Genomic DNA, 22,258 nt, shown 5'->3' on the forward strand with positions numbered 1-22,258 from the left:
CATTTCCTTCCATTCTTCAATAAACAATATCTATTTTTCATTTTAGTTGATCTTCAAACTATTAATTTCTTAATTACTTCATTTACAAAAAGGAATCTATCTATATAGACAAAAAGAGCCCCTATAAAAATAACGATATAAATAGCTGATATTATTAGGGCTGGCTTAATACTCCCTTGTTCCAGTAAGTTAACAAGATTAATAAAAAACATGGAGAATACTATAATACCCGCAAGCCAAAGTGCCTTCAGAAAATTTACCTCATAATCTATCAGTGCAACTTTTAAGGTGGATTCCTCTGTTTTGATAACCTTATGTTGCTCCGAGTGAAGCATACCTTTCTTAGTTATAGTAAAAGATTGCTCATCACTATAATCTATTTGATGTGCTCCTGGATATAAATCCAAGGTGTATGTGACAAGCACAAAAGCTATGAGAAGCAAGTATAGAAGTAAATTTATATACTTTTTTTCTGCATTCAGCGTTATCATCGATTCCACTCCTTTTTTTGAAGTAGTGTATTTATTGATTATACGTAAAGTAAGCAGAAAAGTTACACAATTACGGTTATGGTAAAGATACATACATCATTGTTGTGAAGGTTATCACTTAAACTAAAGGGGCTACAACAACTGGCATCATATTGATGGAGTAGCTTCTTATCACATATCACTCCAATCAAATAGTACCTGATGCTCATTCGCATCAAGTACTAAAAAATTATGAATGAACCGTTTTCCGCTTCATTCGCCATAAGAAATAAAGAACGGGTAAAATTAGGAATGCAGATGCCGAAATGCCTCCTGCAATTGTTGTGTATAATGCTAACAATCCTACTAATGGGCCCCCAACAATTTGTCCAAAAGCATCAAGTTGCCCAAACATGGAAAGTGTTGTTGCTCTACCTTTCGATTCAATTTGTTCATTTGTAATGATGCTCATTAATGGATAGTTTACGTTTCTCAGTGCACTTGTCACCCAGTACATCACCACAGCTACCCAGAAATGACCTGTCCATGCGAAAATTAGCATCGTTCCTGTCAACACAGCATTTATAAGCAATAGCACAGCCGCGTAGCGACCTTTCACGTTTTTCTCAACAAAACGTAGTACGACAATATTAAGTAAAAATGCAATCGCATAAAAAGCACCGAACCAGTAGATGGACTCATCTTCCGACAAATTATAGTCAGTAATGAAATGGGCACCATATAAACGGTCGAATCCTTCACTCGCAAGTCCCCATAATAATGTAACTACCGCTATGCTAACTAGCATAGTATTCCCACGAATCTGTGATAGTCCAGCTTTGATAGTGGTAACCATATGAGTGACACCCGAGACACCTTTTTCACGTGTTACTTTGACAAACTTGGTTTCGGGTAGCTTGATGAATGCCCAGAATGAAAGGGCAATCAGCATGACACCTGCAAATATAATCGCCGTTTGTACCGACCAAACAGCCGCAATTGCCACACTGGCCAAAATTGCTGCGAAACGTGCAAAAGAAGAAAATTGGGAACCACGAATGAACGTGGTGTCTAAGTCTTCGCCGTCTAACTCATCCGCAATCCATGCTTGTTCAGCTCCACTTATGAAAGTCCAGCCTATTCCCCACATCGCAGAAGCGAAAGCAATCGCCCAAAATTCTGGCGTACTCCCTTCAAGAACATGTGCCAAACCAATAATAACTGTGCCCAGTGCTAGTGAACGTTTTCGTCCGTAGTGATCTGCATACAAGCCCGTTGGCATTTCAAACAAGAGAACGGAAACTTCCATAATTGTGCCGATTAAAACCAGTTGCAATGCATTTAAGTCTGCTTGCGTTACATAATAAATAGCATTTAATGTAAACACAATTTGGATAAAAAACGATCTAGAACTTGTGATTGTGTAATAAAAATTTTGTATGCTCACTATAATTCCTCCGATTTAGTTGATTCTGGATTGAATCAAATCGGAGATCATATTATTAAACCAACATGCCCTCCAATTTGAATGAAGAAGTCAGTGTTATTCTTTGCATATGAATCTCTCCCTTTACTATAATTAACTCAGACTAACCTATTATTCAGAATATTGTCAAGAGTTGTTTATATAATGTTATTTTCAGGGATGGGACGTAGGAAATGAACTTAAGGGGGAGATTTTCATGAAAATAAAAGAAGTAGATAACAAAGTGATAGTAGATGACTTTGAATTTTATGGTCAAATTGAACAAGAAAAGTATTGTTCAACCTGCAAGTTTAATTTAGTTTATTATGATAATTTTGATACGTATTTTTGTCCTAAATGTAATAGTTGGATAGACTCTAAATGTAGCGACCCTAGTTGCAAATATTGCCCTAATAGACCAGAAAAGCCTTTATCTTTAAAATAGCCAAAAGCAAAAACACTAAGGTTGTTCTTAAAAAAGAACAATCCTTAGTGCTTCGCTATTACAGATTAAATTGGTTAATTGCTTTTTGAAGCTGACGGGCTGATTGTTGTAGAGTTTGAATTGTTTTGTCTAAGTTTTCAACGGTATCCACTTGATAATCTGCCGAAACAGCAACAGTTTTCGTTTGTTCTACTGACTCATTTACAATAGCGGTAACTTGCTCCATGGATGCAAGTACTTCTTCGGAGCTTGCAGACATTTGTTCTGTTACAGCTGAAACATCTTGCACTTCTTCATTTACACGGACAACAGATTCCAGTACCTTATTCAAATCGTTTCCGATCTCTTCGACGGCTAATGATCCACTTTGTACATCTTTTGCGCTTCTAGCCATTTCTTCTAGTGCTAGAACAGTTACTGTTTGGAATCCTTGAATATGATCACGTATTTCCTCCGCAGAGTTTCTCGACATTTCTGCTAGTTTTCTAACCTCATCTGCAACAACAGCAAAGCCCTTACCTGCTTCACCTGCCCGAGCCGCTTCAATAGCTGCATTCAATGCTAGTAGATTCGTCTGATCAGCAATACCTGTAATCACTGTAACCATCTCTTCAATGGATTGATATTTCTCTCCTAGATCTTTCACATGTTTTTCAGTTGCCAATACAGAAGCCTCGACGTTTTTAATCTGGTGAACTACTGTCATAGAATTTGCTGCACTTGAGGTAACAAGTTCTGTCATATCACTAGATGATGTGGCCACTGATGTAGAAGAATCTGCAATTCTCTGGATGCCAATAGTCATCTCTTCCATAGCAGTTAGAGCTTCATCATTATTTATTTTCTGTATTTCAGATCCAGAAGCTATTTTATAAATACTCTCTGATATTTCATCATTTGAGGATCTAACTGACTTCATTACTTCCTCTAATTCATCAGATACTTTTAATAGCGAACCCGCTGTTCCATTCATATTTGTTAAAATAGAGGATAATTGAACAATGGATTTTCGGAATGATTTAGCAAAATCGGATATTTCATTATTCTGTTTTAATGACACCGATTTTAATAATTCTTCAGCCCCTCGAAGGTCTCCATTTGCAAACTTAATAGAAGCATCTTGCATATTTGTTAGTGGCTTCAAGGCAGTTCGAACATAACGATAGAGTATTAAAGTGATGACTGTACCTAACAGAATAACCATTATCAAAGAAAAAGGAACAGATTCTTTTAAGCTTTTTTGTTGAATTACTTGGACATTCGCTGCAGAAATATCAACTCCTACAATCCCAATTATTTCTCCTGCTTCATTTTTCAAAGGAGCATACGATGATAAGTATTCCCCGTATTCTTCATCCTCAATTAAGTCTGTGTAGCTTCCACTTCCAGTTAATGCACCTTCTACAGCTTCATAATTTGTTCCTTCACTTATATCCCCTGGTAAATAAGCACTATCATCATCTTTTCCTGCAGCATCGACAATGATGGTGGCTGTTTCTCCTTCTTTAGGAATATCCGTAATATACGCATATAATATGCCATTTTGTATTAATAAATTATTTAACTCTTCTCTTAATTCCCAGTACTTTTCATTTTGTTCAGGGTTCTTTTTAAATTCTTCATAGGCTGGAACATCTACTAACGTTGCGATATTTTGCGCAATATGTATGCCATTTCCCCCTAATGAATCTTTTACAGTTTTGTTCGTGTTGTAAACAAGGACAGTGGTAAATAATGCTACGAGTAATAGTATCCCTACGACAATATAGAGTGTAATTTTACTTCCTAACTTAGATGATTTTTGCTTCATAACAATCGACCTTTCTTCTGTGGATTGGAGATGAGTATAAGAAATGATAATGAACCTAACAATAGAGCTATAAGTATTAAGAAACTTAGGCCATCAAATAGTTGTATGAAAAGCCCACCTAAAAATGGTCCAGACAAGCTTCCTAAACTAAAGAAAATTCCACAGAGTAAATTGCCAGTTGGTAGTAATTCTTTTGGTGTTAAATCGGTCATATACGAAATACCAAGGGAAAACGTTGAACCTACAAATGTACCTGCTATAAAAAACATACTTCCTATGACTAGTACGGAAGTTTCGAACATACTAGCTATACCAAATGTTAAAGAGCCCATGGCCAATGCCACGATCAACACTTTTCTTCGACCGATGCGATCACTTAATACCCCTAATGGTAGCTGAGATACAACACCCCCGATAGAAAATGCTGCTAATATATAAGAAAGATCTGTAACTTCTAGAGCATTACGTAGTGCATACACCGGATAGATTGCGTTCAGTGAGGACTCCAAAAAACCATAGCTAAACGGTGGTATAAATGCTATCCATGCAACTGCAAATGCTGCTCCAAAGCGTTTCCAGGTCCCAGCTATTAAGGCACTATCGGAAAAAACTTCAGGCTTTTCATTCTTAATGAAGAATACAAGGACCCACGCACCTAAACAAAGGATACTCGAAACAATGAACGGTAAACCTTCAAAGATCTCCACTAATTGGACAAATAAAGGTCCCACCGCAAAACCTACGCCAAATGATAATCCGTAAATAGCAATATTTCTACCTAATCGATGCTGTGGTGAAAAGCTAGTAATCCAAGTTTGTGTCGAAAAATGAAGAGCATGATCACCAATTCCGATCAATAGCCGCAACACAAACCAAAATGCTACACTTTTCCACAAAGGAAAAAGCATTAAGGACACAATAACAAGAAGTCCACCTACAATTATTATCGGTTTATATCCGAATTTTCGTAGAGGTGGTTCCATAAAAGGAGAGATTAATAACGTACCTATGTATAATCCAGTTGCACTTAATCCATTTAAAGTAGCACTAACACCATCTTGTTCAAAAATTACAGAAATTAAAGGAAGCAACATCCCTTGCGAAAAACCAGATATCGAAACAATAGCAACTAATATTCTAAAACGTCTTTTTTCTTCTAATGTAAATTCATGCATATTATTACCTCTTTTTATCCAAACTATTTTCATAATAGCTTTAGTTTAGCAGAGAATAAGAATGGGTAATATATAAATTTACACAACAAAAGGCTCAGCCGATATCTCTGTAAGATAATGGACTGAGCCTTTACATATAACTATTATTTACTTGTATATTCATAACTGCATTTTCGGCCTGTCTGCCGGTGAAATGTCTATACACCCTCTTTCAACTGATTAGAATGGTCGACTGTTCACTACGGCCTCCCTTCTATGTATCTTATTGATACTTTATCATATAAACAGAATATTGTAAACATTGTAAATATAGAAATCATTAAATTAACTCTTTAGACCTATCTTTTCTTTACAATTTCCTATATCCTATACTAAAGTGAGGTGTTATTCTGTGGGTAAACAAATTTCAAATCCAGAACAACAAGTATCTTATTTAAAAGATCGACTTCAAATGTTTTTAGAAGTTTTAGACACAATCGAACCTGAAACAACTGAACTTGAAGATATAGACCGCCTGATTCAAATGATGGACGACCTTGAGTTAAAAGTTGAACAGTTTAAAAACACAAAAGAATAATTAAAAAGTTCGGAATGAAATCATTCCGAACTTTTTTTTCGTGGATGGATGGTTGTAGATCTCGAGCGGATAGCTACTTCGATCGGGCGGATAAGCCGTGGTTCTCAGGCGCATACCTCCTTCGCTCGGACAGATAAGCCGTTCTCTTGGGCGCTCGGGCGTTTCGTGGGCGGATAGCTGTGGTTCTCGGGCGCATACCTCCTTCGCTCGGACGGATAAGCTGTTCTCTTCGGCGATCGGGCGTTTCGTGGGCGGATAGCCGTGGTTCTCGAGCGCATAGCTCCTTCGCTCGGACGGATAAGCTGTTCTCTTCGGCGATCGGGCGTTTCGTGGGCGGATAGCCTTGGTTCTCGAGCGCATACCTACTTCGCTCGGGCGGATACACTGTTCTCTTCGGCGATCGGGCGTTTCGTGGGCGGATAGCCGTGGTTCTCGAGCGCATACCTACTTCGCTCGGGCGGATAAGCCGTTCTCTTGGGCGATCGGGCGTTTCGTGGGCGGATAGCCGTGGTTCTCGGGCGCATACCTACTTCGCTCGGGCGGATAGCCGTTCTCTTGGGCACTCGGGCATTTCGTGGGCGGATAGCCTTGGTTCTCGGGCGCATACCTACTTCGCTCGGGCGGATAAGCCGTTCTCTTGGGCGATCGGGCGTTTCGTGGGCGGATAGCCGTGGTTCTCGGGCGTATACCTACTTCGATCGGGCGGATAAGCCGTTCTCTTGGGCACTCGGGCATTTCGTGGGCGGATAGCCGTGGTTCTCGAGCGCATACCTACTTCGCTCGGGCGGATAAGCCGTTCTCTTGGGCGATCGGGCGTTTCCTGGGCGGATAGCCGTGGTTCTCGGGCACATAACTTCTTCTCTCAGGCTGATGACCACTCTACTTGGACACTCGGGTGGTTCCCTACGGATACACCTCTCTCCTAAGCCTCTACTAGTGTGAGAGCATTTTCCCCTGAAGCCACTGTCCCCGCACTTACGCCATTCCAAGTATTTATTCCCTCAGCTACTCTTTTTTTCATCTCCATAAAATAGTATACTTGTAATGTTTGTTACCTATTTACATATAAAAGGAGCGTTCACCTCATGCAATTGGAGCAATTAGAAAAAAGTATTTATGATTTAATTACCGAAACTTCTACAAATTTACCTAAGGATGTTCGACGTGCGATAAAAAAGGCAAAAGCTGCTGAAAATGCTGGTACTCGAGCTGCGATGAGTTTAGATACGATCACAAATAATATTCAAATGGCAGATGATAATGTTTCTCCTATTTGCCAAGATACGGGTTTACCAACTTTCAAGATTAAAACACCTATTGGCGTGAACCAATTAGAAATTAAAGCAGCGATTAAGCGTGCAATAGCTACAGCTACTAAAGATGCAAAGCTTCGTCCGAATGCAGTTGACTCTTTAACCGGTGCTAACAGTGGGGATAATTTAGGGGATGGTCTTCCTGTTGTTAAGTTTGAGCAATGGGAAAACGACTACATTGAGATGAAGCTTATTTTAAAAGGTGGCGGCTGTGAAAACAAAAATATTCAATATAGCCTACCTACTGAGTTAGAAGGATTAGGTCGTGCTGGTCGTGACTTAGACGGAATTCGCAAATGTATTTTACATTCTGTCTATCAAGCACAAGGACAAGGCTGTTCAGCTGGCTTTATCGGAGTAGGAATCGGTGGGGATCGTTCTTCTGGATATGATTTAGCCAAAGAACAATTATTCCGTCATGTAGAAGATACAAACCCAAATCCTGACCTAGCAAAATTAGAGCAATATATAGTTGAAAAAGCTAACACACTAGGCATTGGTACAATGGGCTTCGGTGGAGAAGCTACATTACTTGGCTGTAAAATTGGAGTAATGCACCGTATTCCTGCAAGTTTCTATGTGTCTGTTGCTTATAATTGTTGGGCTTACCGTCGTATGGCGATTAATATTAACTCCACTACAGGTGAAATTATCGAATGGCACTACCAAGATGGAGAGAAAATTGAGTTCAAAGACCAATCTTCCGAAGAAGCTCCTCAAAAAGTAGTAGAATTACAAGCTCCTATCACAGAGGAACAAATTCGTGCACTCCAGGTCGGAGATGTTGTTTCAATCAGTGGTCGTATGTATACTGGCCGTGACGCAATACATCACCACTTGATGAGCCATGATGCACCAGTTGACTTAAATGGGCAAATTATTTATCACTGTGGTCCTGTCATGCAAAAAGATGACGCAGGTGACTGGCATGTTCGTGCTGCAGGTCCAACTACATCTATCCGTGAAGAACCTTACCAAGGCGATATTATGAAGAAATTTGGCATTCGTGCAGTAATCGGTAAAGGTGGAATGGGTCCCAAAACACTTGCTGCTCTTTCTGAACATGGTGGAGTTTACTTAAATGCAATCGGCGGAGCTGCTCAGTATTATGCAGATTGTATTAAAGGGGTAGAAGGTGTGGACTTGATGGAATTCGGCATTCCTGAAGCTATGTGGCATCTTCGTGTCGAAAAATTCACAGCTGTAGTAACAATGGATTCCCATGGTAATAGCTTACATGCTGATGTAGAAAAATCTTCACTTGAAAAACTATCAGCTTATAAAGAAAAAGTATTCAGTTAATGTAAACAGTTGACTTATAAAAACCTCTAGATTATAATAATTATAAATTAGTAATAAATACAAAATGGATTTCCTATTGGAAGTCCATTTTCTTCATTTATAAGGACTATTAATATTGAAAATCATTATCAAGGAGGTTTTTATATGACAACAATAACTGAGAGTAAATCTACCCCATTATTTCTTGAAACCTTAAAGTCTCATATTGAATTGATCGCAGCTCTTTTCTCTGGGATACTAATCCTCATAGCTTGGCTGTTAGGAAATACCGATCAAGAAACTGCATCAATTATTTTCTACTTACTTGCATTTATAATAGGTGGATATGCAAAAGCCAAAGAAGGTTTAATAGAAACATTTAAAGAAAAAGAACTAAATGTAGAATTACTGATGATACTTGCAGCAATAGGCTCATCCATCATTGGTTATTGGACGGAAGGTGCCATTCTAATATTCATATTCGCTGTAAGTGGTGCCCTTGAAACGTACACGATGAATAAAAGCAAAAAGGAAATTTCCTCTCTTATGGAGCTCCAACCCGATGAGGCGTTGCGTTTAAATAATGATGGCACTAGCTCTCGCGTTGCAGTAAGTGAACTTTTAGTAGGCAATCACTTAATTGTAAAGCCAGGTGAACGAATTCCTGCAGATGGTAAAATACTAAGCGGAACTACTGTGATTGACGAGTCTGCTATAAGTGGCGAGTCAATCCCTGTAACTAAACAATTAAATGATGAACTTTTCGCAGGAACTGTTAATATGAGCGGTGCTATTACGATGGAAATGACGAAGGATAACAAGGACTCGCTATTCCAAAAAATTATTAATCTTGTGCAAACAGCTCAGGATGAAAAGTCTCCTGCTCAACAGTTTATCGAACGCTTTGAAAGTACGTATGTGAAAGTGGTTCTAATTTCAGTAGCATTTATGCTGTTCCTTCCCCACTACCTACTTGATTGGGACTGGAACACCACATTCTATCGTGCAATGGTTTTATTGGTAGTGGCATCTCCTTGTGCTCTGGTCGCTTCGATCATGCCAGCCACTTTAGCAGCAATTTCGAACGGTGCTAAAATGGGGATATTATTCAAAGGTGGAGTACATTTAGAAAACATCAGTGAGATGAAAGCAATCGCATTAGACAAAACTGGTACATTAACAACCGGGAAACCCGTTGTAACAGATTATTTAGTTCGACCAGATTTAGATAGAATAGCTACGTTAACAAAGCTTGCAACTATTGAAGGTCAATCCAATCATCCACTAGCTCAGGCAATTACAGCCTTTGCAAAATCTGAAGGTGTAGGAAATTTACCCCTTATTCCTATTGAAGACAAACCGGGATTTGGAATACAAGCTACTATCGATGGAGAGACAATACTAGTTGGAAAACCTGACTTTGTTAATAGGAAAGATGCCTTTGCCTTTCAAAATGGTATCGCTATTACACTTGCTGAAGAAGGAAAAACAGTTATTTTTATGCGAGATGAAAAAGGAATCGCAGCTGTAGCTGCATTAAAAGATACGGTCCGTGAAGAAGCAAAGGCTGCGATTAAACAACTTCAATCCCTTGGTATTAAAACGGTAATGCTTACAGGGGACAATGAAAAGACTGCAAGTGTCATCGCAAAAGAGGCTGGTATTGACCAATATATTGCAGAGTGTTTACCAGAAACTAAAGTGAAGCATATGAAAGAATTACTACAGCAACATAAGTTTGTTGGGATGGTTGGAGATGGTATAAATGATGCTCCAGCACTTGCAACAGCAACTACTGGATTTGCCATGGGAGAAGGTACAGATGTGGCACTAGAAACTGCTGACATTATATTAATGAAAAATGATTTATCTAAAATTGCGTACGCAGTGAAGATGTCACGTAAAATGCGACGTATCGTTAAGCAAAATATCGTATTTTCCGTAACGGTAATCGCCCTACTCATTGTCTCTAATTTCCTTCAAGTAGTAGATCTTCCATTAGGAGTTATTGGTCATGAAGGCAGTACCATATTAGTTATATTAAATGGATTACGTATGTTGAATCGAAATATATAGGAGCACTTAAAAAGAAACAGAAGACCACGTTTAAACGTGTCCTTCTGTTTCTTTTTTTTCTAATGCTATTTTACGTTCCTGCATAACTGCATTTATTTGACCGCCAACCAACAAAATATTCCCTGATATATATAACCATAACATTAATACGATGATTCCCCCGATACTTCCATAGGTGGACGAATAGTTAGAGAAATTACTAACATAGAAAGAGAATCCTAATGATACTAGAAGCCAACCAATTGCTGCAAAAGCAGCCCCTGGTAGTACACTTCTTAAGAATAGTTTTGTATTCGGGACAATCCAATATAACGCGATTAAAACGATAAACATGATTAATGGACTAATCGTCCACCTTAAATTATTCCAAAGCGTTACAAAACTTTCTTCAAACCCAAAGTATGAGAAGAGAATTGTTCCGATTTGCTGACCAAAGACTGGTAATACTAGTGCTACTACAAACAACATAATCATTAATAACGTAAACACGATAGATAATAGTCGAACAATTATAAAGGGTCTTGTTTCTTCCAATCTATATGAAAGGTTTAACGACTTAACTATTGCATTCACTCCATTAGAAGCAGACCATATCGTACCAATGATCCCGATGGATAATAGCCCACCATTTCTATTTGTAAGAACTTCAGATAACGTATCACTAATAAGGATATATACTTCCTGTGGCGCGATGTTCTCTAATAGACGGAAGACTTGCGCCTCGTCAATATTTAAGTACGGCAACAAAGTAACTATGAAAATTAGTAAGGGAAATAAAGATAATAGAAAGAAGTAGGCTAACTGAGCTGCTAATCCTGCAATATCTGTTTTTTGAATATGTTGTATTAAATGCTTTATGTATCCCGACCATGTTGTAAGATCATGGTGCACGTCTTGCTTTTCCTTCTTCTTTATATTAAGAAATTTTAACTTCTCGTACCAACTACTATTTGAGGATGAAGGGTTCGCATCTTCTTCAGTCTTATGAAATTCTTTCACTTCATCCTCTCCTTTCGTTATGGCCATTACTTTTTTGGTTCAAAAATACTTTTTTCTTCTTGTTCAGGAACTACAATTGATTTGTATTCTTCTTTTGATTGGGAAAATGCATCTTTTGTATCTGTAAATAAAGTTTTAACCTGAGGCGTTATTTCTTTAGCCTCGTTCACTTTTTCAGTTAAATACATAGCATCCGATGAAAATTGATCATAGACAGACTTCCACTTTGTTATTTGCTGTTCAATATTGTTTTTTAACTCTTCTCTATTTTTGCTGTAATATTTAATTTCATTTCGTACGTATCTTGTTTTGTTCATAACTGAATCTCTAGTTTTTCTATCTAGTAGGGTGATTGCTCCCCCCACAACTGCTCCATATAAAATGCCTTTTACAAATTTATTTTCACTCATCCGAATTACCTCCAAGTTTAACTATATAGATGATTTAATTATACCCTCAGTAAAAAAGAATCAAACAATAATTTTATATATTTAAAAAATACCCTTGACTAGAACTCATAATTTTACGAATATTGTAACAAGGAGAAATAATTTGAAAGGATGATAGAGTTCATTTTAAATATGTGGAGGTTCTTGTCGATGGAAAAATTAAATGAGTTTTTAGGTTCCGTTTCTACTTTTTTATGGGGTATCCCACTTCTTGTATTAATAGTAGGTACAGGTATTTATTTGACAGTGCGTTTAGGAATTTTACAATTACGCTTGTTACCTGCTGCTTTAAAGCAAGTTTTCTCCAAAAACCATGATAAGTCGGCAGAAGGAGATATTTCACAGTTTCAAGCTCTTACGACTGCACTGGCTGCAACAGTGGGAACTGGTAATATTGTTGGTGTTGCCACTGCTATAGTTCTAGGTGGACCAGGTGCAGTATTTTGGATGTGGGTTTCCGCATTCTTCGGGATGGCAACAAAATATGGAGAGGCCGTACTAGCAGTTAAGTATCGGGTAAAAGATGCAAATGGCGAAATGGCCGGCGGACCTATGTACTATTTAGAGCATGGCTTAAAACAAAAGTGGTTAGCTGTTTTATTCGCAATTTTTGGAGCAATTGCGGCATTCGGTATTGGTAACGGTACTCAATCGAATTCCGTTGCTGGAGTAGTTAATGCTACATTTGGTATTGATAATTGGATAACAGGAATTGTACTAACTGTATTTGCTGCTTTAGTTATTTTAGGTGGTATTAAATCTATCGGTAAGGTTACGGCAATTTTTGTTCCTGTAATGGCTATATTCTATGTAGCTGCTGGATTAATAGTCATGGTTATGAATGTTACTGCAATACCTGAAGCTTTTGCTACGATTTTCAAAATGGCGTTCTCTGGTGAAGCCGCTGCAGGCGGAGCAATCGGTGCCGCTATTCGTTACGGGATTGCTCGTGGAGTTTTCTCCAATGAGGCTGGTTTAGGCTCTGCTCCTATTGCGGCAGCTGCTGCAAAAACAGATCTTGCAGGTAGGCAAGGACTTATCTCCATGACACAGGTGTTCTTTGATACATTTATCATTTGTTCCATTACTGGTATTACAATTGTTATGTCGGGAATATATACGGATAAAAGCCTAGCTGCAAATGAAATTACAACCGGAGCATTCGGCCACTTCTTAGGTGACCTCGGACCAATAGTAGTGGCAATTGGATTGATATTCTTTGCTTCTTCTACCATTATCGGATGGGCGTATTATGGCGAGAAATGTTTCCAATATTTATTTAAAAATCCTTCTCTTCTAATTGTATATCGTATTGCTTTTGTTTTGATGGTATTTGTTGGGTCAGTCATTTCTCTAGATTTAATCTGGACGTTCTCTGATATTACCAATGCATTAATGGCAATTCCTAACTTAATAGGTCTTCTAGGACTGTCTGGAGTAATTATTTATGAAACGAAGAAAATCCAGGAGAAATTAAAAGAAGAAAAAGAGGCATCAAAATCTATTTAGTGTTTGACATTGTAGGCGTAGCGTGAAATGATAATTCTAATGTATGAAAGGCAGGTTACTAAGAATGGATCTATCACAACCCTCAGCGGAAAATGTAACGTATATGATTGAAACAATTAAAGAAAAGCTTCGTATGGTCAATGTAGACGCAATGAGAGCAGAAGACTTTAATGCAACACAATATGAAGATCTTGTTTACTTATATGAAATGGTAAAAAAACGAGATACTTTTAGTCCAAGTGAAATGCAAGCAATCGCATCTGAACTAGGAAACTTACGTAAATAATCATATGATAATGGTTGACCATGAATTCGTTCATGGTCAACTTTATTATTTTATTCCATTTAAGAGATCAAGGAAGAATTAAGGCATATTACCACTAGATAGCCATTTACTTGCTCTTGATGGAGATTTACTTTCGGAAAGAATAATTTATCCATTTATATTTCAAATGTTTCCCAAATGCGCCCGGTCCTTTTAAAACAAATACGGAAATATGCCATTGATTTCTACTCCGAGCGGACGCTTTCTGCGTCCTCGCCTTTGTTCTCCATATGTAACGGAAATCAGTAGTGTTATCATTCTTAAATACTCTGCAAAATCAAGTGTTCATACTGTATTTTTATAACTTGCTTAACTTGTAAAAAAGGGCTATCTATTGTCTTCTACCGACAATAGATAGCCCTTATGATTATAGATTATTTAACTCGACTGCAATTTTAGAACCAACTCGAGCATTATTATAAACTAGTTCGATGTTAGCCTCTAAAGATTTACCTTCTGTTAGCTCTTTTACTTTACCTAGCATGAATGGAGTTACGTCTTTTCCTTTGATGCCATTTGCTTCAGCTTCCTGTAAAGCAGTTTGGATAATCGAGTTAATATAAGAGTCTTCTAAAGAATGTTCTGTTGGGATAGGGTTTGCAATTACTGCTCCTCCATCCAACTTAAGATCCCATTTAGCTTTTAACATTTCTGCTACTTCTTTTTCGCTGTTTAAACGGAAATCCGCATTGAATTCACTTGTCGTTGTATAAAATGCTGGGAATGAGTCAGTTTTGTAGCCTACAACTGGAACACCTTTTGTTTCTAAGTACTCTAGAGTTAAACCGATATCTAGAATAGATTTTGCCCCTGCACAAACTACTGCAACGTTTGTATTTGCTAGTTCTTCTAAATCAGCAGAGATATCCATCGTCGTTTCTGCGCCTCTATGCACCCCGCCAATTCCACCTGTAACAAATAGCTTAATGCCGGCCATTTCTGCACAAATCATTGTCGTTGCTACTGTAGTTGCACCAATTTCTTTTGAAGATACAACGTATGCAAGATCTCGTCTAGAAGTTTTTCTTGCATTTTTGCTAGTTCCTAGTGTTTCTAATTCTTCATCAGATAAACCGATTTTAATCTTCCCGTCCATGATAGCAATAGTCGCTGGAACGGCACCATTGTCACGTACAATTTGCTCTACTTTTCTAGCTGTTTCTACATTCTGAGGGTATGGCATACCGTGTGAGATAATCGTCGACTCTAGCGCTACTATAGCCTTTCCTTCTTGCATACCTTTTGCTACTTCTTCTGAATAAGTGATATATTGTTTCATTTTATAAATTCCTCCATCTCATTAGTTAAATTATTTCTGGAAAGTTCTGTTCTTACCGTTTCGCTTGAACGAATTGTATTACTGGCATTTAACATACCTGTTTGTATAGCAGTTGAAATAACATCACCATTTAACCATGCATATAAAGTTGCGGATACAAATGCATCTCCTGCTCCTGTTACATCAATTACATTCTCCACTAGTATTGCTGGAAAATGCGACGTTTCCATATCACTACCTGCATACATGATGCCCTGGCTCCCCCAAGTTATAGCGACATGAGAAATACCTTTTTGCACAAATAGTCTTGTGGCTTCTTCCCAAGATTCCTTATCGTTAATGCTCACACCTAAATACGTTTCTGCCTCATCTTTATTGGTGATTAACCACTCAATCCCCTCTAAGGATTCAGGCATTCTATCCATTTTCGGGGAAGATACAGGTATTAAAGCAAGCGGTATATTATGTCCAATAGAGACAGTTCGAATATATTCTATTACTTCTTTCGAGCAGTTCATGTCTATAATGATTAGCTGTGCATTGGTCAAATGAGCTTCGTGTTTCTTTAAATAATCCACAGTTAACTGTTCATAAATATCCATATTAGCTAAAGCAAGAAGCATTTCTCCCGTTGAATCTAACACTGCGGAATATGTTCCAGTTGTGTAATTTGGTAACTTTTCGACTGAAAATAAATTCATCCAATGACTAGAGGCTTTTTCAATCGCTTCGTATTCCATATCGGTACCTACAACAGACAATAAGCGAACAGATTGTCCTAGTCTACCTAAGTTTTCAGCAATATTCCTTGCAACCCCTCCTACACTTTGTATACTGGATGTCGGATTGGATGTACCCATTTGGAGTTTATTATTCAATGTATATTTTCTATCTACATTCGCTCCGCCTATGCAAATAATTTCTTTATTCTCAGGTAATATATACGCTCTTCCTGTAATATTCCCATTTTTAATTAATTGGGAGATTATATTCGCAACGGCTGGTCTAGACATTTTTAATTCATTTGCTATTTCCATTTGAGAAGCATACGGGTTTTCTCGTAAGTACTTTAAAATACTTGTTTCTTTTGAATTCATTTACTTTCCACCTCCTCGCCACTTTAAACTTATGTTTCAATTATAAACTTTTGTTTTAATAAGTCAAATAAAAACTGACAACCATTAATCTAGTTGTCAGTTGCTCTATTTACTCAGGTTTATCGTTTAATGTACCATCTTCTAAAACACGTGGTTGAATGAGTACTTCAACTCTTCTATTTTTTGCTCTATTTGCTGGAGTATCATTGGCAACTACAGGTTTAAATTCACCGTAACCTTTCGCACTAAAATATAGAGGATCTATCGTATTGTTGCCTGCTAATATTTTTAGGAAGTTTACTGAACGCATTACACTCAGTTCCCAGTTAGAAGAATACTCACTACTAGAGATCGGAATATTATCTGTATGACCAGTAATAACTACATTTCTTGGTGGATCAAACACTAGCAAATCAGAAATATCTACTGCAATTTGACGATATTCCCCTTTTACTTCGGCTTCCCCGGTATCGAATAAGATACTATCTCTTATTGTTACTAGTAATCCTTCATCCGTAAGTTTCGTAATAAATTGTTTTTCAAGTGCATTTACCGCTATATATTCATCAACACTATCTTGAATTTCTGACAGTGCTTGCTGATCTTCCAAATAAGCCTTACTCTCTCCATCTTCTCCCTTGCCTGAATCATTAGGTGTATCAGGCATTTCCACCGGAGACGGTTGTTCAAAAACACTAGTCCCACCATTAAGAACTTGGTTAAAGGCTTCAGACATTTGTTCCATTTTTTGCTGATCTACGGAACTCGTAGCAAATAATACGATAAACAATGCTAATAATAAGGTCAAAACATCCGAATATGGAAGAAGCCAAGCTTCACTTACTTCCTCTTCATGCTTATGTTTTTTATGCTTCTTTGCCAAGGCCAGCCTCCCCGCTTTCATCTAAAACTTTTTTACGCTCAGACATAGATAAGTAGGAAGCTAGTTTTTGTTCAATAACTCGAGGAGCATCTCCTTCTAATACAGAAAGTATTCCTTCTAGCATCATTGTCTTTTGTCTAACTTCTTGTTTCGATTTACGCTTTAATTTATTTGCAAATGGATGCCATAGAACATATCCAGTGAAAATACCTAAAAGAGTTGCGACAAAGGCTGCAGAGATAGCATGAGCTAGTTTATCGATATCACTCATATCACTTAAAGCAGCTATTAAACCTACTACTGCTCCAAGTACACCAAGCGTTGGAGCATATGTACCAGCTTGAGTAAAAATTTGAGCACCACCAGAATGCCTTTCCTCTAGTGCGTCAATTTCCTCTGTTAGTACATCTCGAATATAGTCTGCATTTTGTCCATCAATTGCTAATGTAAGACCATTTTTCAAAAACGGGTCTTCTACATCTGTTGTTTTACTTTCAAGCGCTAATAACCCTTCTCTTCTTGCTAAATCTGCCCAGCTAGAGAACATTTTAATAACTTCAACATCTGGTACTAGTTTTTTTTCCTTAAAAATAACGCCAAAAAGCTTAGGTATTCTCTTTAATTCATTCATTGGGAATCCAATAACTATTGTAGCAATCGTACCGAAAATGATGATTAAGATTGCTGCAGGATTTAATAATGCTCCTATGGTAACACCTTTCATAACCATCCCAACTAATAATGATACAAATCCTATTATTAAACCAAACACTGTAGACTTATCCATTCAACTTCCCCCACATTCTATTTCTCTACTTTATTTCGGCAAGATAAATATTTTATTAATATAAGTTGCCAGAATGTTTATATTAAATTTCTAAATTATGAACAAATTTTTACTAATAGACAAATTTGAATATTGATAATACATGTTCAATACTGATACTATGGAGATAATAATAGAAAGGAAGTATCTAAATGACATCTTTCAACACAAAACTAGAAAATTATGCTTCTCTTGTTGTAGAAGTAGGAGTAAACATTCAGCCTGGTCAAAATTTATTTATCGCCGCTTCAACGGATAGTGTGCAACTTGTTCGATTAATTACTAAAAAAGCATACATAGCCGGAGCTAAACAAGTATTCGTAGATTTAACAGACGATGAGATTACTCGTCTTCGTTATGAACTGGCACCCGAGGATTCATTTGACTTCTTCCCATCTTGGAAAGCACAAGAAAAAGAACTATTAGCTGATGGTGGTGCAGCATTTATAAGTGTTGTCAGCCAAAGTCCCGACCTATTAAAAGGCATGGATTCTTCTAAAATTTCAGCATTCCAAAAAGCTGCTGGTCAAGCTCTGAGCAAGTATCGTCAATATGTGCAATCCGATAAAATAAGTTGGTCAGTAATTGCATCTCCATCTACAGCTTGGGCTAAAAAGGTATTCCCTGAGCTATCAGAAGAGGAACAAGTACCAGCATTATGGGAAGCAATCTTCCAAGCAGTTCGTGCGGATGTTGCTAACCCAACGCAAGCATGGATTGACCACGATAACCTTTTACACACGAAAGTAGATTATCTAAACGAAAAAAATTATCAAAAGCTTCATTATACTGCTCCAGGTACGGACTTAACTATTGAATTACCAAAGGGTCATTTATGGTGTGGAGCTGGCAGCACAAACGAAAAAGGATTTTCTTTCATGGCTAACATGCCTACGGAAGAAGTATTCTCTGTCCCATTGAAAACAGGCGTTAATGGTTATGTAGCAAGCACGAAACCATTAAGCTATGGTGGAAATATTATTGATAATTTCACTATTACTTTTGAAAATGGTCGTATTGTTAAAGTGGTGGCAGAACAAGGTCAAGAAGTTCTGGAGAACTTAGTGGCAACGGACGAAGGGTCTCATTACTTAGGCGAAGTTGCACTTGTACCACATGACTCACCGATATCTAATTCAAATCTATTATTTTACAACACTCTTTTTGATGAAAATGCATCTAACCATCTAGCAATCGGAAGTGCATATGCTTTCTGTTTAGAAGGTGGCAAAAATATGAGTCGTGAAGAACTAGCAGAAAATGGTTTGAACGAAAGTATTACACATGTTGATTTCATGATTGGGTCAGATAAAATGGATATTGACGGTATAAAAGAAGATGGAACTACAGAGCCAATATTCCGTAATGGGAACTGGGCATTTTAATTGTTAACTATAATTCAATATTTTACTAGTTACTATTCTTTCGAATTTGGGTTATAATCAAATAAACAAGACTAGTGAGGTGTTTAATAATGGCTTTATTCATATCTACAGTACTTGGATTTTCTGTAGTAATGGGAATCGTTGGATATGCGATTTTACATTTCTTCGGAAAAGGCATGAATTCAAAAGATTCCACTACGATAGATCCAAAACCTTTTCAATAATACCAAAAACAACCGTCGAGTAAGCTGACGGTTGTTTTTTTATGTTATGTTATCTCTTTTTGTTCTCAAATTAACTACAAAACTATTACAAAGAGATGACAAACCAATACTATTCGTTTATTTTTATGTCCCTCTCTATTTCTATTGACCTAAAATCTGATGAAATATATGTAAAATACCATAATGTGACAAATGGCAAACCTCTGTTTATCTATTATACTTATTTAGTATGATTGGAATAGGAGGAAGACAAATGTTTTCAAACTCACATATTGGAATAGATTTAGGTACAGCAAATACATTAGTTTATACAAAAAGCAAAGGCTTATTAATAGATGAACCTACCATAGTAGCAGTAAATACTAAAACTCGTGAAATTGTAGCTTTTGGTGAAGAGGCAAAAAAAATGGTTGGCAAGACTCCCACTTCTATTGAGGTAATACGTCCTCTAAAAGATGGCGTAATTGCCGATTTTGATATTACAACACAATTATTAAAACTTATTATGCAAAAAGCAGGAAAAAAACTTGGCACTTCTTTGAGAAAACCAACTGTTGTTGTATGTACTCCATCTGGTGCAACCTCTGTTGAACGAAGAGCTATACAAGATGCCGTAAGACAAAGTGGAGCAAAGGAAGTTCAGTTAATGGAAGAACCTGTTGCAGCTGCAATCGGTGCTGGTCTGCCTGTAGATGAACCAGTGGCAAGTATGATTGTGGATATTGGTGGAGGTACTACGGAAGTGGGTATTATTTCTTTCGGTGGTGTTGTCGCATCTAATACAGTAAAGGCTGCTGGAGATCGTATGGATGAAGCGATTATTCACTTTGTCCGAAAAGAATATAATGTCATAATTGGCGAACCTACCGCTGAACTTATAAAGATGACTATTGGACATGCTTTAGTTCCCCATGCAATAGAACAAATGCAAGTTACCGGGAGAGATGTAGTGAGTGGATTACCAAAGACCATTTATCTATCGTCTACTCAAGTTCAAGGAGTTTTAACAGAATCACTGGAAACAATTTTAGAAGCAATTCGTGCTACGTTGGAAACTTGCCCGCCTGAACTTGCTGGAGATATCGTCGATCACGGGGTAATACTAACTGGTGGTGGAGCACTACTAAAAGGTATTTCCGAATGGTTAACTCAGGTCATTGAAGTTCCAGTTCACCTTGCACCGGAGCCATTACAATCTGTTGCTATTGGGACAGGGAAATCCTATATTGTCTCAGACCGAAAACAAAAACTAGCGAAATAAAATAAAGTTCACTTAATGGTTTCTAGACCTTAAAATATAAAAATACCTAATGAAAAAGCAAAATACTGTTCATTCAGATGAACAACATTTTGCTTTTTTGTATACTATTAAATTGAATAGGAAGTACTAAGTATTAAATAAAGCAATTATCTTTCATTTCCTATAAAATATAATTATAACCTAAAGGAGGAATACGATGCCAAGCTTACAAGAAATTCTAACTTACAATGATCATTTTGTAGAAAGTAAACTTTACGAACCTTTTTTAACTACAAAGTTTCCAAACAAACGAATTGTTATTTTAACTTGTATGGATACAAGACTCACAGAGATGCTTCCAAAATCCATGAATTTTAAAAATGGCGATGTCAAAATCGTTAAAAGTGCTGGCGCAATTATCAACCATCCATTTGGTGGAATCATGCGTAGTCTTATGGTAGCTGTTTATGAGCTTCAGGCCGATGAGATATATGTAATTGGTCATCATGATTGTGGAATGAGTGCTATACAAACCGATAAAATGATTGATAAAATGATTACACGTGGGGTAGATCCTCGTGTATTAGATACGCTTAAAAATTCTGGCGTGGACTTAGAAAAATGGTTGGAAGGTTTTTCTAACGTAGAAAGTAGTGTCTTACATAGTGTTGAAATGATTCGTAATCACCCGCTTATGCTTCCGGAAATCCCTGTTCATGGTCTAATTATAGATCCGGAAACCGGGCGTCTAGATTTAGTGACTGATGGGAATATCGACAAGAAATAAACTATTTCCAGGGAAATCGACAGCGAGACTAAATAATGAATTCTAAAGAAAACCCACCTATTCATGAAAAATGAATAAGTGGGTTTTAAGTTTGTTAAATATCTTCTTCTGTTAAGGATGCATAGATAAAATGATCCTGCCATTTACCATTGATATAAAGTAGTTTTCGTAGTAATCCCTCTTGGTTGAAGCCATTTTTCTCTAATACTTTAATAGAACCAGGGTTATTTGGAGATACATATGCTTCAATACGATTTAGTTGGACATGCTCAAATCCGAATATTTTCACAAGGTGAACCGCTTCAGAAGCAATCCCTTTTCCAATATTGGATTCGTCCATAGAATACCCGATAAGCCCACTAGAAAAAGGCATTCTTTTAATACTGTATAAGGATACACTACCAATCATTTTGTCTGACTGATGTTCAAAAATCCCGAAGCTATACTCTCTTTTTTCCTTTGAGAGCATAAGAGATTCCCGAATTTTCTCCCGTTGGACAGAAGTAGTATAATAATCATCCCGATGCAGCGGTTCATAAACAGACCAATACATCTTATTGCGATAAGTCAGATCCGCTAGAGCTGGTGCATCTTTCGTATTTAATGTTCGTAAATAACATGTATCTCCTTCTAGATAAATCAA

At 37.3% G+C, this 22,258-nt stretch carries 21 protein-coding genes; 10 read left to right on the forward strand and 11 right to left on the reverse strand.

Features of this window, described 5'->3' with window-relative positions:
• Positions 1 to 53: 53 nt before the first annotated feature.
• Together MKX53_RS14290 and MKX53_RS14295 are read right to left on the reverse strand one after the other, a co-directional pair.
• Entirely contained in the window at positions 54 to 491 is a 438-nt protein-coding gene (locus MKX53_RS14290) for a hypothetical protein (RefSeq protein WP_340912080.1), read from the reverse strand.
• A 229-nt stretch (positions 492 to 720) separates the two neighbouring features.
• Entirely contained in the window at positions 721 to 1,917 is a 1,197-nt protein-coding gene (locus tag MKX53_RS14295; protein ID WP_340912082.1) for an MFS transporter, read from the reverse strand.
• 235 nt (positions 1,918 to 2,152) lie between these two features.
• Here MKX53_RS14295 and MKX53_RS14300 point away from each other — a divergent pair, with 235 nt between their 5' ends.
• On the forward strand, positions 2,153 to 2,380 hold the full coding sequence (locus MKX53_RS14300; RefSeq protein ID WP_340912084.1) for a hypothetical protein: 228 nt from the start codon (positions 2,153 to 2,155) through the stop codon (positions 2,378 to 2,380).
• A 58-nt stretch (positions 2,381 to 2,438) separates the two neighbouring features.
• On the opposite strand, the gene MKX53_RS14305 is transcribed toward MKX53_RS14300, so the two are convergent.
• The gene (locus MKX53_RS14305; protein ID WP_340912086.1) at positions 2,439 to 4,190 is read right to left on the reverse strand and encodes a methyl-accepting chemotaxis protein; all 1,752 of its coding nucleotides are present in this window, start codon (positions 4,188 to 4,190) and stop codon (positions 2,439 to 2,441) included.
• On the reverse strand, positions 4,187 to 5,365 hold the full coding sequence (locus MKX53_RS14310) for an MFS transporter (RefSeq protein WP_340912089.1): 1,179 nt from the start codon (positions 5,363 to 5,365) through the stop codon (positions 4,187 to 4,189). The genes MKX53_RS14305 and MKX53_RS14310 overlap by 4 nt, the downstream gene beginning before the upstream one ends.
• A 391-nt stretch (positions 5,366 to 5,756) precedes the next feature.
• Here MKX53_RS14310 and MKX53_RS14315 point away from each other — a divergent pair, with 391 nt between their 5' ends.
• The 3 genes from MKX53_RS14315 to MKX53_RS14325 all read left to right on the forward strand — a co-directional run bounded on the left by MKX53_RS14315 (position 5,757) and on the right by MKX53_RS14325 (position 10,612).
• The gene (locus MKX53_RS14315; protein WP_093538158.1) at positions 5,757 to 5,942 is read left to right on the forward strand and encodes an SE1561 family protein; all 186 of its coding nucleotides are present in this window, start codon (positions 5,757 to 5,759) and stop codon (positions 5,940 to 5,942) included.
• 1,085 nt (positions 5,943 to 7,027) lie between these two features.
• Positions 7,028 to 8,557: a fumarate hydratase gene (locus MKX53_RS14320; protein WP_340770055.1), complete on the forward strand. Its 1,530-nt coding sequence runs from the start codon at positions 7,028 to 7,030 to the stop codon at positions 8,555 to 8,557.
• A 144-nt stretch (positions 8,558 to 8,701) separates the two neighbouring features.
• On the forward strand, positions 8,702 to 10,612 hold the full coding sequence (locus MKX53_RS14325; protein ID WP_340912091.1) for a heavy metal translocating P-type ATPase: 1,911 nt from the start codon (positions 8,702 to 8,704) through the stop codon (positions 10,610 to 10,612).
• 30 nt (positions 10,613 to 10,642) lie between these two features.
• Here the strand turns inward: MKX53_RS14325 and MKX53_RS14330 are convergent, their stop codons facing one another.
• Together MKX53_RS14330 and MKX53_RS14335 are read right to left on the reverse strand one after the other, a co-directional pair.
• Positions 10,643 to 11,611 carry a YihY/virulence factor BrkB family protein gene (locus tag MKX53_RS14330; protein WP_340912093.1) on the reverse strand — a complete coding sequence of 323 codons (969 nt, stop codon included), beginning with the start codon at positions 11,609 to 11,611 and terminating at the stop codon, positions 10,643 to 10,645.
• A 26-nt stretch (positions 11,612 to 11,637) separates the two neighbouring features.
• Positions 11,638 to 12,021: a hypothetical protein gene (locus tag MKX53_RS14335; RefSeq protein WP_093538154.1), complete on the reverse strand. Its 384-nt coding sequence runs from the start codon at positions 12,019 to 12,021 to the stop codon at positions 11,638 to 11,640.
• Positions 12,022 to 12,210: 189 nt separating this feature from the next.
• Here MKX53_RS14335 and MKX53_RS14340 point away from each other — a divergent pair, with 189 nt between their 5' ends.
• Positions 12,211 to 13,569: an alanine/glycine:cation symporter family protein gene (locus MKX53_RS14340; protein WP_340770061.1), complete on the forward strand. Its 1,359-nt coding sequence runs from the start codon at positions 12,211 to 12,213 to the stop codon at positions 13,567 to 13,569.
• 64 nt (positions 13,570 to 13,633) lie between these two features.
• Complete coding sequence (locus tag MKX53_RS14345) at positions 13,634 to 13,855, forward strand: DUF1128 domain-containing protein (protein WP_093538152.1); 222 nt, start codon at positions 13,634 to 13,636, stop codon at positions 13,853 to 13,855.
• A gap of 406 nt (positions 13,856 to 14,261) precedes the next feature.
• On the opposite strand, the gene MKX53_RS14350 is transcribed toward MKX53_RS14345, so the two are convergent.
• From MKX53_RS14350 to motA, 4 genes are all read right to left on the reverse strand, one after another.
• Entirely contained in the window at positions 14,262 to 15,173 is a 912-nt protein-coding gene (locus MKX53_RS14350) for a pseudouridine-5'-phosphate glycosidase (RefSeq protein ID WP_093538151.1), read from the reverse strand.
• The gene (locus MKX53_RS14355) at positions 15,170 to 16,270 is read right to left on the reverse strand and encodes a carbohydrate kinase (protein ID WP_340912096.1); all 1,101 of its coding nucleotides are present in this window, start codon (positions 16,268 to 16,270) and stop codon (positions 15,170 to 15,172) included. The genes MKX53_RS14350 and MKX53_RS14355 overlap by 4 nt, the downstream gene beginning before the upstream one ends.
• A gap of 109 nt (positions 16,271 to 16,379) precedes the next feature.
• Positions 16,380 to 17,153, reverse strand: coding sequence for a flagellar motor protein MotB (motB, locus tag MKX53_RS14360; RefSeq protein WP_340912098.1), 774 nt, complete (start codon positions 17,151 to 17,153; stop codon positions 16,380 to 16,382).
• The gene (gene motA / locus MKX53_RS14365) at positions 17,137 to 17,940 is read right to left on the reverse strand and encodes a flagellar motor stator protein MotA (RefSeq protein ID WP_340912100.1); all 804 of its coding nucleotides are present in this window, start codon (positions 17,938 to 17,940) and stop codon (positions 17,137 to 17,139) included. Before motA ends, motB begins: the two co-directional genes overlap by 17 nt.
• Positions 17,941 to 18,131: 191 nt before the next feature.
• Here motA and MKX53_RS14370 point away from each other — a divergent pair, with 191 nt between their 5' ends.
• The 4 genes from MKX53_RS14370 (at position 18,132) to MKX53_RS14385 (ending at position 21,615) form a co-directional block, all read left to right on the forward strand.
• A complete protein-coding gene (locus tag MKX53_RS14370) occupies positions 18,132 to 19,364 on the forward strand; it encodes an aminopeptidase (RefSeq protein ID WP_340912102.1) in 1,233 nt (410 codons plus the stop codon).
• A gap of 89 nt (positions 19,365 to 19,453) precedes the next feature.
• A complete protein-coding gene (locus MKX53_RS14375; RefSeq protein ID WP_281249761.1) occupies positions 19,454 to 19,588 on the forward strand; it encodes a hypothetical protein in 135 nt (44 codons plus the stop codon).
• A gap of 253 nt (positions 19,589 to 19,841) precedes the next feature.
• On the forward strand, positions 19,842 to 20,849 hold the full coding sequence (mreBH, locus tag MKX53_RS14380; RefSeq protein WP_340912105.1) for a rod-share determining protein MreBH: 1,008 nt from the start codon (positions 19,842 to 19,844) through the stop codon (positions 20,847 to 20,849).
• Positions 20,850 to 21,045: 196 nt separating this feature from the next.
• Positions 21,046 to 21,615: a beta-class carbonic anhydrase gene (locus MKX53_RS14385; RefSeq protein ID WP_093538146.1), complete on the forward strand. Its 570-nt coding sequence runs from the start codon at positions 21,046 to 21,048 to the stop codon at positions 21,613 to 21,615.
• Positions 21,616 to 21,709: 94 nt separating this feature from the next.
• On the opposite strand, the gene MKX53_RS14390 is transcribed toward MKX53_RS14385, so the two are convergent.
• Entirely contained in the window at positions 21,710 to 22,258 is a 549-nt protein-coding gene (locus tag MKX53_RS14390) for a GNAT family N-acetyltransferase (RefSeq protein WP_340770072.1), read from the reverse strand.

The sequence above is a fragment of the Psychrobacillus sp. FSL K6-4615 genome, assembly GCF_038008225.1.
GTDB lineage: Bacteria > Bacillota > Bacilli > Bacillales_A > Planococcaceae > Psychrobacillus > Psychrobacillus psychrotolerans.